General features: G+C 40.2%; 12 protein-coding genes, 6 tRNA genes and 1 rRNA gene. All 19 read left to right on the forward strand.

Annotated elements, in window-relative coordinates; genetic code table 11:
* Window positions 1-293: ribosomal RNA gene (locus G631_RS0114930) — 23S ribosomal RNA — on the forward strand; the annotation flags it as partial.
* A gap of 74 nt (window positions 294-367) precedes the next feature.
* Window positions 368-441: transfer RNA gene (locus G631_RS0114935), tRNA-Asp, on the forward strand.
* 36 nt (window positions 442-477) lie between these two features.
* Window positions 478-550, forward strand: a tRNA-Val gene (locus G631_RS0114940).
* Window positions 551-578: 28 nt separating this feature from the next.
* Window positions 579-651 (forward strand) — tRNA-Thr (locus G631_RS0114945).
* A gap of 7 nt (window positions 652-658) precedes the next feature.
* Window positions 659-740, forward strand: a tRNA-Tyr gene (locus G631_RS0114950).
* Between the two features lie 63 nt (window positions 741-803).
* Window positions 804-877 (forward strand) — tRNA-Met (locus G631_RS0114955).
* Window positions 878-881: 4 nt separating this feature from the next.
* A tRNA-Phe gene (locus tag G631_RS0114960) sits at window positions 882-954 on the forward strand.
* A gap of 156 nt (window positions 955-1,110) precedes the next feature.
* Complete coding sequence (locus G631_RS19415) at window positions 1,111-1,704, forward strand: HD domain-containing protein (protein WP_026490133.1); 594 nt, start codon at window positions 1,111-1,113, stop codon at window positions 1,702-1,704.
* Entirely contained in the window at window positions 1,697-3,253 is a 1,557-nt protein-coding gene (locus G631_RS19420) for an aminotransferase class I/II-fold pyridoxal phosphate-dependent enzyme (RefSeq protein ID WP_081671377.1), read from the forward strand. The genes G631_RS19415 and G631_RS19420 overlap by 8 nt, the downstream gene beginning before the upstream one ends.
* On the forward strand, window positions 3,235-4,644 hold the full coding sequence (pyk, locus tag G631_RS0114975) for a pyruvate kinase (RefSeq protein WP_026490134.1): 1,410 nt from the start codon (window positions 3,235-3,237) through the stop codon (window positions 4,642-4,644). Before G631_RS19420 ends, pyk begins: the two co-directional genes overlap by 19 nt.
* Window positions 4,645-4,765: 121 nt before the next feature.
* Entirely contained in the window at window positions 4,766-5,356 is a 591-nt protein-coding gene (locus tag G631_RS0114980; RefSeq protein WP_026490135.1) for a guanylate kinase, read from the forward strand.
* 123 nt (window positions 5,357-5,479) lie between these two features.
* Window positions 5,480-5,920: a YaaR family protein gene (locus tag G631_RS0114985; RefSeq protein ID WP_026490136.1), complete on the forward strand. Its 441-nt coding sequence runs from the start codon at window positions 5,480-5,482 to the stop codon at window positions 5,918-5,920.
* Window positions 5,921-5,954: 34 nt separating this feature from the next.
* Window positions 5,955-7,001 carry a DNA polymerase III subunit delta' gene (holB, locus tag G631_RS0114990; RefSeq protein WP_026490137.1) on the forward strand — a complete coding sequence of 349 codons (1,047 nt, stop codon included), beginning with the start codon at window positions 5,955-5,957 and terminating at the stop codon, window positions 6,999-7,001.
* A complete protein-coding gene (locus tag G631_RS0114995) occupies window positions 6,998-7,933 on the forward strand; it encodes a PSP1 domain-containing protein (protein ID WP_026490138.1) in 936 nt (311 codons plus the stop codon). The genes holB and G631_RS0114995 overlap by 4 nt, the downstream gene beginning before the upstream one ends.
* Before the next feature lie 82 nt (window positions 7,934-8,015).
* Window positions 8,016-8,660: a tRNA1(Val) (adenine(37)-N6)-methyltransferase gene (locus G631_RS0115000; RefSeq protein ID WP_442855814.1), complete on the forward strand. Its 645-nt coding sequence runs from the start codon at window positions 8,016-8,018 to the stop codon at window positions 8,658-8,660.
* A gap of 104 nt (window positions 8,661-8,764) precedes the next feature.
* A complete protein-coding gene (gene rsmI, locus G631_RS0115005; RefSeq protein WP_026490140.1) occupies window positions 8,765-9,619 on the forward strand; it encodes a 16S rRNA (cytidine(1402)-2'-O)-methyltransferase in 855 nt (284 codons plus the stop codon).
* 50 nt (window positions 9,620-9,669) lie between these two features.
* Window positions 9,670-11,031, forward strand: coding sequence for an alpha-galactosidase (locus tag G631_RS0115010; RefSeq protein ID WP_026490141.1), 1,362 nt, complete (start codon window positions 9,670-9,672; stop codon window positions 11,029-11,031).
* Window positions 11,032-11,267: 236 nt separating this feature from the next.
* Window positions 11,268-12,881 carry a phosphoenolpyruvate carboxykinase (ATP) gene (pckA, locus tag G631_RS0115015; RefSeq protein ID WP_026490142.1) on the forward strand — a complete coding sequence of 538 codons (1,614 nt, stop codon included), beginning with the start codon at window positions 11,268-11,270 and terminating at the stop codon, window positions 12,879-12,881.
* Window positions 12,882-13,141: 260 nt separating this feature from the next.
* On the forward strand, window positions 13,142-13,324 hold the full coding sequence (locus G631_RS0115020; RefSeq protein ID WP_026490143.1) for a hypothetical protein: 183 nt from the start codon (window positions 13,142-13,144) through the stop codon (window positions 13,322-13,324).
* Window positions 13,325-13,393 lie beyond the last annotated feature (69 nt).

Consider the following 13,393-nt stretch of genomic DNA (forward strand, 5'->3'; position numbering starts at 1 on the left):
GTCCCTATCCGGCGCGGGCGTAGGATATCTGAGAGGAGCTGTCCTTAGTACGAGAGGACCGGGATGGACGGACCGCTGGTGTATCAGCTGCATCGCCAGATGCATAAGGCTGGGTAGCCACGTCCGGAAGGGATAAACGCTGAAGGCATCTAAGCGTGAAGCCCCCCTCAAGATGAGATATCCCTGGCTTGTCCAGTAAGACCCCTTAGAGAGTATGAGGTTAGATAGGCACAAGGTGTAAGCACGGTAACGTGTTCAGCTGATGTGTACTAATAGGTCGAGGGCTTATCCAAGAAGGTTAGGAACGATTGAAAAAAGGATTTAGATTATCAGTGTTCGGTTTTGAAGGTACAAATACTTCACAAATGGCCCGGTGGCTCAGCTGGTTAGAGCGCCGCCCTGTCACGGCGGAGGTCAGGGGTTCGAACCCCCTTCGGGTCGTTCAAACTAAATATAGTTTGGCTTATATGTTTGTATGGGGTCTTAGCTCAGCTGGGAGAGCATCTGCCTTACAAGCAGAGGGTCACAGGTTCGAGCCCTGTAGGCCCCACTATACAACGAACACAATTCGTGTGTAAGCCGATGTGGCTCAATTGGCAGAGCAGCTGATTTGTAATCAGCAGGTTAACGGTTCGAGTCCGCTCATCGGCTTTTATATGGATGGCTTCCCGAGTGGCCAAAGGGGACAGACTGTAAATCTGCTGCAAATTGCTTCGGTGGTTCGAATCCACCGCCATCCATTTATTTTTTTGTCTTATAGACAGAAAATCATATAATTCGTACGAGGTACGGATTTATAATGACGCGGGGTGGAGCAGTCTGGAAGCTCGTCGGGCTCATAACCCGAAGGTCATAGGTTCAAATCCTGTCCCCGCTACTATGCCTAGATAGCTCAGTTGGTAGAGCAGAGGACTGAAAATCCTCGTGTCGTTGGTTCGATTCCGACTCTAGGCATCTTTTTTATGTCTAAAATTCAATGATCATTCCATTTTTTGAAATAAAATCGCAAATTCTATATGAGTTAATCCTATTTTTTCTTGTTTTTTATTTATTTCTCACATAATTATGTTAATATATAACAATCAAGGAAGATGCTTGTGAGGGAAGTATATGTATAGATTAGAAGCGGAAGATAGAAATGCCATTAAAAAGGTATTGGATATAAAACATTACGATCCAGATACATTTAATCCTGAGGTCTTAGATGAGTTAGAGGCTAACGAGGAGTATAAGTCTATTATCAGGAAGCATGGACAGGATATTCTCCAATCAGAAGAGTATATTAAACTAAAAAGTTTTATTCAGCATGGAAATGTGACAGTTTATGAGCATTGTTTACATGTAGCGTTATGTGCAATCAAGTTAGGAAGGGTTTTGGGAGTGCATTGTAAGGAGCGAGAACTTGTAAGAGGTGCTCTATTGCATGATTATTTTCTGTATGATTGGCACAATTCCGAGGCGCCTGGAAATATTCATCCTAAACTACATGGATTCTACCATCCAGGAATAGCATTAAGAAATGCTACGAGAGATTTTGTCTTATCTGAGAGAGAGAAAGATATAATCAGAAAGCACATGTGGCCACTAACTATTAATCCGCCTAGATGTAGAGAGGCTTGGATTGTTTGTATTGCGGACAAGTATTCATCTACATTAGAGACTCTCAAATTGAGAAAGGGAAAGATTTTAGTAAATTATGCCTGATTTATACCAGGAACTATGTAAACTGGCAGATTCAGATATGTATCCATTTCATATGCCAGGTCATAAGCGCAATTTAGAGAGCACCCCGATGAAGGGTGCTTTTCGTTGTGATATAACAGAAATTGATGATTATGACAATCTTCATGATGCCAGTGGAATCATTTTAGAGGCAGAGAAGAGAGCCAACAGATTATATGGAAGCGAAGAGACATTCTTTCTTGTTAATGGCAGTACATGTGGAGTTCTTTCAGCCATTTCTGCTGCGGCAGGCGAAGGTGATACAGTGTTAGCTGCAAGAGGGAGTCATAAGTCTTTTTATCATGCTGTTTACATGAGAAATTTAAAAATAAAGTATCTTCCCTATAAGCTTGATCAGAATTATGGGATACCTACAGGATATACGGCAAAAGAGATTGAAGATAATCTTGAAGCTGGCATAAAGTGCGTATTTATTACATCTCCTACATATGAAGGAAAATGTTCAGAAATAAGAGAAATTGCCAAGGTGTGTCATAGTAGAGGAATACCACTTATTGTCGATGCAGCTCATGGGGCACACTTTGTTCTAAATAATAGAGCAGACAAGAAAGTCTTAGATGACAGTATGGTTACTCAGGATACTGCTAGCGCTATTGATTATACTAATAATTTATATGATGACATTCCAGAAAGTGCAGTTGCACAGGGAGCAGATCTGGTAATTCATAGTGTTCATAAGACATTACCTTCAATGACTCAGACTGCTCTTTTACATGTGCAGGGTAATCTGGTAGATAGAAATAGGCTAAAGAGATTTCTTAGGATTTATCAGAGTAGTAGTCCATCATATGTGCTGATGTCATCTATAGATTTATGCGTGAAGGAAATTACGGATAATGGTAAGAGCTTTGTTAATAGGCTTTTACAACTCCGAAATAAAATACAAACTGCTACACATAATTGCAGGTATATAATTGTTCCGGGAAAAAATGCAATAGAAGATGCCGCAAAAGTACTGATTTATGTCAATATTGGTACAATGACAGGTCAGGATTTATATGATATACTTCGAAAAGAATATCATCTACAATTAGAGATGGCAGGAGATAGATATGCTTTGGCAATCATTTCTGGTTGGGATACGGATAATGGGGTTGATAGGCTTATTAGAGCTATTCTGGAGATAGATAATAAGCTACAACAGTCTATAGGTACTCTTGAAGATTCACATAATAATTCAAGCGATGAACATAATGGTGTGTCTTCTAGCGAGAAGATATACGAGCTTCCGGATGCTTTTATGAGCATAAGGAATGCATGGGATGCTGACAGCGAAGTAGTAGAGTTGCAAGAGGCTGAAGGCAGAGTTTCTGCGGAATTTATTAATTTATATCCGCCGGGTATACCACTTATTGCGCCAGGGGAGATATTTAACAGGGCAATAATAGACGAGGTATGTCATTATTTGGATAATTGTATGAATGTGCAGGGGATAGTTTGTATTGGGGATAATGATATGGAATCACAGGATATAATTAGAAAGGGAGTTTTATGCGTAAAACAAAAATAATTTGTACTATAGGACCAGCTAGTGAGAGTGAAGAGAAACTAAGAGAGATCATGCTTGCTGGTATGAACGTAGCGCGTTTCAATTTTTCTCATGGGTCACATGAAGAGCACAAGAGAAAGTATGATAGGATCAAGAAGCTCAGAGACGAATTAGAGCTTCCTATTGCTGTTATGCTTGATACAAAGGGACCAGAGATCAGATTAAAAGATTTTGAGAATGGCAAGGAAGAGCTTGTTACAGGCCAGAGATTCACTCTTACTTCTCGCGATATCATGGGAACAAAAGATGAAGTAGCAATTACTTACAAGGAACTCACAAACGACTGCAAAGAGGGAATGACAATTCTTCTTGACGATGGTCTTATCGAGCTTAGAGTAGAAGAAGTCAGTGATACAGATATTGTTTGTACAGTAGTTAATGGTGGTCCTATTTCAGATAAGAAAGGCGTAAATGTTCCAGGCGCTGAGCTTACTATGCCTTACCTTAGTGAACAGGATAGAAGTGATATCGAATTTGGCTGTGACCAGGGATTTGATTTTGTAGCAGCTTCTTTTGTAAGAACCAAGGATGATGTTGAGGCAATAAGAGAGATCTTAAAGGCCAAGAATAGCCAGATGAAGATTATTGCTAAGATTGAGAGTACTCAGGGTATCAACAACCTTAAGTCAATTCTTAAGGTGGCTGATGGTATCATGGTAGCCAGAGGCGATATGGGAGTAGAGGTTCCTTTTGAGGATGTTCCAGTCATTCAGAAAGAAATGATTAAGATGGCAGAAGCAGAGGGCAAGTATGTTATCACAGCTACTCAGATGCTTGATTCAATGATTCATCATCCACGTCCAACTAGGGCCGAGGTTACTGACGTAGCTAATGCTATTTATGATGGTACAACAGCTATAATGCTTTCCGGAGAGACAGCTAATGGAGATTATCCTATTGAAGCTGTTAAGACTATGGCTAGAATCGCAGAGAGAACAGAGGCCGATATTGATTATGTAGGAAGACTTCGTAAAAGAGATTACGCGCCAAGTGATTCTACAACTGCAATTTCACATGCTACTTGTAATATCGCAGCAGAAGTTAATGCTGATGCAATTCTTACAGTTACAATGTCAGGATTCACAGCAAGCATGGTTTCAAGATATAAGCCAAATTGCCAGATTATTGCATGTACTATAAATCCTACAGTGTGCAGACAGGCTAATCTTATGTGGGGTGTAGCACCACTTCATATAAGACAGGAAGATACTGCGGATGAACTCTTCAAAGAGGCAATAAATGCAGCCAAGAATGCAGGTTATCTCAAGGCTGGAGATAAAGTTGTTCTTACAGCAGGCGTTCCTCTTGGTATTCCAGGAAGAACCAATATGATCCGAGTAGAAGAAATTTAAAGATACGAATATATTAGCTACTGAAACAAGCTACAGGCATGTAAACAGTAACTACTAGTCTGCTATTACTAGGGGTAAGTGATAGCAGACTATATTATTAAAAAGAGAGAATGGTAGTAAAATGGGGAAAATATTTCTTTTGATGGGAAAGAGTACATCTGGTAAGGATAGTATATACAAGAACCTTATTCAGGATGAGGAACTGGGATTAAAAAAGGTAGTGCCATACACCACGCGTCCTATGAGAGACGGAGAAACTGACGGAGTTCAGTATTTCTTTAAGAGCGAAGATGAGTACATTCAGCTTGGAGCTTTAAAAAAGATAATAGAAGAAAGAACATATCACACAAAATACGGGGAATGGAGATATTTTACAGCTGACGATGGGCAGATAGATCTTAGTAAAGGTAATTATCTGGTGATTGGAACGCTGGAATCTTATTGCTCATTTAGAGATTATTTTGGTTCTCAAAATGTTGAGCCAATTCTTATTGAAGTCAGCACGAAGATAAGACTGCATAGAGCTCTTGATAGAGAGGACAAACAGGAAAATCCCAAGTATGACGAAATGTGCAGACGATTTCTTGCAGATGAAGATGACTTCAGTGAGGAAAAGATTGCCTGCGCAGGCATAGTTAGAAGATTTGATAATAACAATACAATAGATATTTGTATTGCAGAGATAAAGGAATATATAAAAGAGAACTTTTGATTATAAGCCTTATTTCACGATATAATGATATAGGTGTAAAGTAAATTAGTGTTTTGGAACGATAATTATATTATTAGTACTGTTTTGCAGATTTCATGAGTGGATAGTTCAGGAGGGTGCAGTATGGATATTAAAATTAGTAATATCTCTCAGACACCACAGGCACCAGCACCGGAGCAGGTTCAGGAGGCAACTGGCGATTTTAAGTTTGTTCTTACCAGTAAACTTGAAGATGCTTCTCTTGCAGAGCGCCTGAATCTGATGATGCAGGATATTGTTCAACAGGGAGAGCGCATTTCCAAAAAGAATGATATCAGGGACATGCAGAGATACAGAATCCTGATCAAGGACTTTATGAATGAAGTAGTGACCAGATCCCACGTTTTTTCCAGAGAGAACTTCCTTGATAGGAAGGGAAGGCATAGAGTATATGGCATAATCAGGCAGGTTGATGACGAACTTGATGAACTTGCCAGAGAGCTGGTCAAGGATGAAAAGGACAACATAGCAATATTAGCCAAGATTGGACAGATACAAGGCTTATTGCTTGATATATTTACGTAAATGTTTTGAGTGGGGATAGATAAGGGGACAGGAAATGGCAGATTTTGCCGACATCATAGATCAGAAACAGATGAAAGAGCACATGCAGAATGCGCTTAGAACTGGCAAGGTTTCCCACGCATATATTATTTCCGGAGAGAACGGATCAGGAAAAGAGTATATTGCCAAGATTTTTGCCAAGGCATTGCAGTGCGAACACAAAGAGAATAAGAATGGATACGAAGAAGCCTGTAACGAATGTCATTCATGCGTTCAGGCTTTAAGTGATAATCACCCTGATATCATAACAATTACGCATGAGAAGCCGGGTAGCATTGGTGTAGACGACATTAGGGAAAAACTTAGGGACGATGTTGTCATAAGACCTTATGAGAGCAATTATAAGATTTATATCATCCCAGAAGGGGAAAAGATGACACCGGCTGCGCAAAATGCGCTTTTAAAAACCCTTGAGGAGCCACCGGCTTATATAGTAATTATTATCCTTACGAATAATATTAATGCATTTCTACCTACGATCACAAGTAGGTGCATAGTGCTTCCGATGAAACCAGTGCAGGATGATTCAATTAAGAAATATCTGATGGAGGAGTGCCATGTAGTGGATTATAAAGCAATGTTGTGCGCTTCTTTTGCAAGAGGAAATGTGGGCAAAGCACTTGCGCTTGCTTCTAATAGCAGCTTTGATGAATTGAAAAATGGCACAATTGAGCTTGTATCAAAGCTTCAAAACCTGGAAATCCATGACATGATGGATAGGGTACATGAGCTTCTGGCATCATCCGAGGAGAATGAGAAAAGTGCCAAAAAAGGAATAGATATGCATGCCCTTGAAGATTTTATGGATGTTCTTCTGTTTCTATTTAGGGACATGCTGGTTTTCAAGGCGACTGATGAAGTGGAACACTTGATTTTCTCGGATAAATTATCGTATATTAGAGATGTTACACAGAAGTGTACATACGATGGAATTAATCGTATTATTAATGACATGGAGATTGCCAGAAACCGTATAAACTCCAATGTTAATATAGATTTAGCTCTGGAGCTGATGCTCCTTGGCATTAAGGAGAATTTATGACAAAAGTTATCGGCGTAAGATTTAGAACAGCCGGAAAGATATATTTCTTTTCACCAGGTAAATATGAGATTAAAAAGGGTGATCACGTTATCGTAGAAACCGCAAGGGGAGTGGAGTACGGAACAGTAGTTGCAGCCCCTAGAGAAGTTGAAGACGAAGAGGTCATCAAGCCCCTTAAGACAGTACTTAGAACTGCAAGTACCAAGGATGACGAGCAGGAGAGAACCAACAGGGAAAAAGAAAAAGAGGCATTTAAGATTTGTCTTGAGAAGATTAGAAAACATAATCTTGAGATGAAACTTATAGATGCTGAGTATACCTTTGATAATAATAAGATTTTATTTTATTTTACTGCTGACGGCAGAATTGACTTCAGAGAACTGGTAAAAGATTTAGCAGCTGTTTTTAAGACCAGGATTGAGCTTAGACAGATTGGTGTCCGCGATGAGACCAAGATTATCGGTGGTTATGGTATTTGCGGAAGACCACTTTGCTGTCATTCATATCTTTCAGATTTTGTGCCAGTTTCTATCAAAATGGCAAAAGAACAGAGTCTTTCACTGAATCCAACCAAGATTTCAGGTGTTTGTGGAAGACTGATGTGTTGTCTCAAGAATGAAGAGGACGTATATGAAGAACTCAACAGAAAGATGCCTGGAGTTGGTGATTTCTGCAGAGCCAAGGACGGACTTGAGGGTGAGGTTTCAAGCGTTAATATTTTGAGGCAGATGGTAAAGATTCTTGTTGATGTTGACGATGAGAAGGAAGTTCATGAGTATAAACTCGAGGAACTTGAATTTATAAAGAAGAAACAAAAGAAAAAGAATAACAATGGCAAAAAGAACTCTCAGGAAGACGAAGAGATGAAAGAACTTGAGGCTCTTGAGAAGATTGAGAAACAGGAAGGAAAGTCAAAACTTGGGGACAATTGATCTAAAGCCTGGCGAGAGGTTGGATGATCTACAGAGAAATGGCTACAGGATCATACAGGATCCGGAGAAATTCTGTTTTGGAATGGATGCAGTTCTTTTGTCTGGTTTTGCTGATGCTCCAGAGGGAGGGAGAGTTTTAGACCTGGGAACAGGGACTGGAATAATTCCAATACTCATGGCTGCCAAGACCAGTGCCAGAGAGCTAATTGGTCTTGAAATCCAGGAGACATCCGCGGAAATGGCAAATAGGAGTGTGATCCTTAATGACCTTGAGACCAGAGTAAAAATTGTACAAGGTGACATTAAGGAGGCAGATCAAATCTTTGAGGCTGCCTCTTTTGATGTTGTTACAAGTAATCCACCTTACATGAAGGGAAGCCATGGACTTCAGAATCCAGATGCGCCTAAGGCAATTGCAAGGCATGAAATAATGTGCGACCTGGAGGATGTTATAAGGACAGCAGCAAGACTGCTTAAGTCAGGTGGCAAATTTTATATGGTTCACAGACCCTTTAGACTTACGGAGATAATGGTGCTCATGCACCAGTACAAAGTGGAGCCTAAGAGGATGCGGCTAGTATATCCTTTTGTGGATAAAGAGCCAAGCATGGTCCTTATAGAGGGAGCTCGTGGAGGGAAATCCAGGATTACTGTAGAGAGTCCGCTTATAATCTATGAGGAACAGGGCAAGTACACCAGAGAAATATATGATATTTATGGGTACTAAAAGACATGATTGCGCAGGCAAATGCAGATATGCCGATGAATAAAAGATATTGAAGTGTATTTGATCATTGTTGTGATCATTGAGGAAAAGAAAGAAGATTATATATGGCAGGAAAATTATATTTATGCGCCACTCCCATTGGCAATCTGGATGATATGACCTTTAGAGTTCTTGAGACTTTAAAGTCTGTTGATCTGATAGCTGCTGAAGATACAAGAAACAGCATAAAACTCTTGAATCATTTCGATATACACACAGAAATGACTAGCTATCACGAATATAATAAATACGACAAGGCGCAGTACCTGATTGGCAAAATGCAGGAGGGACTTAATATAGCACTTATAACAGACGCTGGAACCCCGGCCATTTCTGATCCTGGAGAAGTACTGGTTGCAGAATGCCATAAGGCCGGAATAACTGTAACTTCACTTCCAGGACCTGCTGCATGTATTACAGCCCTTACACTTTCAGGGCTTCCAACAAGACGTTTTTGCTTTGAAGGTTTTTTGCCATCATTAGATGATAAGAAGGCAAGAAAGAGAATTCTGGAAGATCTCAAGGATGAGAGCAGAACAATAATAGTTTATGAAGCGCCTCATCATCTTAAGACCGCGCTTGATGACCTTTATGAAACCCTTGGAAACCGCCGTATTTCAATATGCAGGGAGCTTACTAAAAAGTTTGAGGAGGTAGTTCCTACAACTATCGAAGAAGCTATTTCTTTTTATCAGAAGAATGAGCCCCGTGGCGAATATGTAATGGTAATCGAAGGGAAAAGTTTGCAGGAGCAGGATGAAGAAAAAAGGCAGTCCTGGAATGAGATGACTATCGAAGACCACATGAAATATTATGAAGAACAAGGTATCTCTCACAAGGAAGCTATGAAAAAGGTAGCAGCAGACAGGGGTGTAGGAAAAAGAGAAATCTACCAGGCTTTGTTAGAATCAGAAAAATGATATAGAAAATTATTATATACGCTAGAAGTAAGGCAAACTGGAGGTAAAGCATGGAAGAAAAAAAGTATGTTGCCAAGCGTCCGCCTATGGGCTGGAATAGCTGGGATTGTTATGGGGCAGCAGTAAACGAGGAGCAGCTTTTGGGGAATGCTGAATATATGGCAGAAAACCTCAAGGAATACGGATGGGAGTATGTGGTTTGTGACATACAGTGGTATGAGAAGGGGGCAGATTCCCACGAATATCACAAGTTTACAGAACTTGAAATGGATGAGTATTCAAGACTGATCCCTGCAATTGACAGATTCCCATCATCTGAGGGCGGAAAAGGTTTTGCACCAATTGCCCAGAAAATCCACGATATGGGACTTAAGTTTGGTATTCATATAATGAGAGGTGTTCCAAGACAGGCCGTTCACAGAAATACACCACTTCTTGGAACTAACAGGACTGCAAGAGATATTGCACATCCGGCTTCTATATGTTTGTGGAATACAGATATGTACGGCGTTGATGCAAACTGTGAGGGTGCGCAGGAATATTATAATTCTATATTTAAGATGTACGCTGATTGGGGCGTTGATTATGTCAAGGTAGACGATATAGCAAGGGAAGACTGCGGACCGGAAGCGCCCGGAGCAGCTTTTTCTGAGATTGCTATGATCAAAAAAGCTATTGAAAACAGCGGTCGAGACATAGTTCTTTCACTTTCTCCAGGACCAGCCAGAGTCGAGCAGAAGGATTTCCTGCTGGAAAATGCAAATTTATGGCGAATGACAGATGATTTCTGGGATAAGTGGAAGCTTCTCTATGGCATGTTTGAAAGATGTAAGGCTTGGGAAGGCATTGGATGCAAGGACCACTGGCCAGATTGCGACATGCTTCCAATCGGACATCTGTGCGTATGCCAGGAAAACGGGGATAATACAGATAAAAAGTTATCTGATGATCCAGAAAGGGCAAACAAAGGCCATTACACCAATTTTACTGAGGATGAGCAGAAGATAATGATGACTTTGTGGTGCATCTTCAGATCTCCTCTGATGATTGGTGCAGAGATGAGAGACAATGATGAGTTTACATTATCTCTTTTGACCAATAAAAAACTCCTTAATATGCACAAGCATGGCAGAAAGGCCAGAGAAGTCTTAAGGAAAGATGATATGGTCATCTGGAAGAGCCAGACCAAGGATGGAAAGGTCTATGTAGCAGTGTTTAATATTGGAGAAAAAGAGAACAAGGCCAAGATCAAATTTAAGGAAATCGGAATCGATACAGAGAAAGAGTTTCCTGCAGTAGACATATGGGAAGGCAGCAGGTATACATTAAAGGATAAAAAGGAAGTTGTGCTCAAGCCTCATAGCGTAAGATGTTTCGAGATTGAGACAGGGGAAACTGTTAGTAAAAGCTAATATTTTTTATGATAATATTTACAGTAATTTTATAGAAAAATGCCCCAAAAACATTGTTAAAAGATAGACTTTGTAGTATAAATGTAGTAGTGGGCGCAAGTTGCCCATGAATTTCATAGTGTATCTGCGAATTATCTGAATATTGCATACAAATTGACATCAATTCGGTCAGACCGGCTAGGACGGTGCTTTCAGGTTTTTCGTAACAAAAATATTAAAAGAAGAGAGGTCACAAAATGGCAAATATCGATTTAAGCCAGTATGGCATCACAGGTGTAAAAGAAGTTGTTTACAATCCTTCATACGAGCAGCTTTTCAAAGATGAGATGGATCCAAGTCTTACAGGTTATGACAAGGGTGTAGAGACAGAGCTTGGAGCAGTCAACGTTATGACTGGTATTTACACAGGCCGTTCACCTAAAGACAAGTTCATCGTTGAGGATGAGAAGTCTAAGGACACAGTATGGTGGACATCTGAGGAATATCCTAACGATAACCACAGAGCATCACAGGCTGCTTGGGACGCTTGTAAGAAGCTTGCTGTTGAAGAGCTTTCAAACAAGAAGCTTTATGTAATCGATGGTTTCTGCGGAGCTAATGCTGATACACGTCTTTCAGTACGTTTCATCATGGAAGTAGCTTGGCAGGCACACTTTGTAAAGAATATGTTCATCCGTCCTACAGAAGAAGAGCAGGCAAACTTCAAGCCTGATTTCGTTGTTTACAACGCTTCTAAGGCTAAGGTTGAGAACTATAAAGAGCTCGGACTTAATTCTGAGACAGCAGTTCTTTTCAACGTAACAAGCAAGGAGCAGGTAATCCTTAACACTTGGTACGGCGGAGAGATGAAGAAGGGTCTTTTCTCAATGCAGAACTACTTCCTCCCTCTTCAGGGCATGGCTTCTATGCACTGCTCAGCTAATACAGATATGGAAGGTAAGCACACAGCTATCTTCTTTGGTCTTTCAGGAACAGGTAAGACAACTCTTTCAACAGATCCTAAGAGACTTCTTATCGGTGATGACGAGCACGGTTGGGATGACAACGGTGTATTCAACCTTGAAGGTGGTTGCTACGCTAAGGTTATCGGCCTTGATAAAGAGTCTGAGCCAGATATCTACAACGCAATCAAGAGAAATGCTCTTCTTGAGAACGTAACAGTAGATGCTAACGGCAAGATCGATTTTGATGATAAGAGCGTAACAGAGAATACTCGTGTTTCATATCCTATCGAGTTCATCGACAAGATCGCTCAGAAGGTAAATAAGGTTTCTGCTGGTCCTGACGCTGATAACGTAATCTTCCTTTCAGCTGATGCATTCGGAGTACTTCCTCCAGTATCAATCCTTACACCAGAGCAGACACAGTACTACTTCCTTTCAGGATTCACAGCTAAGCTTGCTGGAACAGAGAGAGGAATCACAGAGCCTACACCTACATTCTCAGCTTGCTTCGGTCAGGCATTCCTTGAGCTTCATCCTACAAAGTATGCTCAGGAGCTTGTTAAGAAGATGCAGAAGTCAGGAGCTAAGGCTTACCTTGTAAACACAGGTTGGAACGGAACAGGTAAGAGAATTTCTATCAAGGATACACGTGGTATCATCGATGCTATCCTTAACGGAGATGTTCTTAAGGCTGAAACAAAGAAGATTCCTTACTTCGATTTCGAAGTTCCTACATCTCTTCCAGGAGTTGATCCTACAATTCTTGATCCTAGAGATACATATGCAAATGCATCTGAGTGGGAAGAGAAGGCCAAGGACCTTGCAGCTAGATTCCAGAAGAACTTTGTTAAGTACACAGGAAATGATGCAGGTAAGGCACTTGTATCAGCTGGTCCTCAGCTTTAATAGTTTAGAAAGCTTATAAACTAAATATAAACACAATATAGGGTAGATTCCTACGGGAATCTACCCTTATTTTGTTGTTCAAAATCTATTTTTCTTAATCGATTTCTTTATTTTTCATTCACAATATTCAGACAATTTTAATCATAACTCATCAATTTTCTGACGCATCATGATAGTTTTTATGATTGCAAAATTTCTAAAATAAGACCATGAAACATCATAATAACACGTAGTTTATTGCTAACAGCGAGGAATAGCCTATGAAAAAAGGTACATTCGTAGTAAAGATCCTAGGAAATGAAAACGGAACATGGCAAGGCCGAATAACCTATGCTGATGAAAACAGGATTCAATATTTCAGAAGCCTATTGGAGATGATCAATCTGATTGATGAAGCAGTAAGCTCTCAATCAGAGGATGAGGGGTTTAAAGCCTCAAGCTAATCATATTTCTATCACTCAGTGATATTCGTATAAATAAGTAGGTAAGAAACAAAAGACAAAAGCAAATCT

This window comes from Butyrivibrio sp. XBB1001 (assembly GCF_000424505.1).
Classification (GTDB): domain Bacteria; phylum Bacillota; class Clostridia; order Lachnospirales; family Lachnospiraceae; genus Butyrivibrio.

What these genes read in the sequence shown, in the direction of transcription:
- G631_RS19415 (WP_026490133.1), top strand. Translation starts at nt 1,111, where the DNA reads ATGTATAGATTAGAAGCGGAAGATAGAAATGCCATTAAAAAGGTATTG.
- G631_RS19420 (WP_081671377.1), top strand. Translation starts at nt 1,697, where the DNA reads ATGCCTGATTTATACCAGGAACTATGTAAACTGGCAGATTCAGATATG.
- pyk (WP_026490134.1), top strand. Translation starts at nt 3,235, where the DNA reads ATGCGTAAAACAAAAATAATTTGTACTATAGGACCAGCTAGTGAGAGT.
- G631_RS0114980 (WP_026490135.1), top strand. Translation starts at nt 4,766, where the DNA reads ATGGGGAAAATATTTCTTTTGATGGGAAAGAGTACATCTGGTAAGGAT.
- G631_RS0114985 (WP_026490136.1), top strand. Translation starts at nt 5,480, where the DNA reads ATGGATATTAAAATTAGTAATATCTCTCAGACACCACAGGCACCAGCA.
- holB (WP_026490137.1), top strand. Translation starts at nt 5,955, where the DNA reads ATGGCAGATTTTGCCGACATCATAGATCAGAAACAGATGAAAGAGCAC.
- G631_RS0114995 (WP_026490138.1), top strand. Translation starts at nt 6,998, where the DNA reads ATGACAAAAGTTATCGGCGTAAGATTTAGAACAGCCGGAAAGATATAT.
- G631_RS0115000 (WP_442855814.1), top strand. Translation starts at nt 8,016, where the DNA reads ATGGATGCAGTTCTTTTGTCTGGTTTTGCTGATGCTCCAGAGGGAGGG.
- rsmI (WP_026490140.1), top strand. Translation starts at nt 8,765, where the DNA reads ATGGCAGGAAAATTATATTTATGCGCCACTCCCATTGGCAATCTGGAT.
- G631_RS0115010 (WP_026490141.1), top strand. Translation starts at nt 9,670, where the DNA reads ATGGAAGAAAAAAAGTATGTTGCCAAGCGTCCGCCTATGGGCTGGAAT.
- pckA (WP_026490142.1), top strand. Translation starts at nt 11,268, where the DNA reads ATGGCAAATATCGATTTAAGCCAGTATGGCATCACAGGTGTAAAAGAA.
- G631_RS0115020 (WP_026490143.1), top strand. Translation starts at nt 13,142, where the DNA reads ATGAAAAAAGGTACATTCGTAGTAAAGATCCTAGGAAATGAAAACGGA.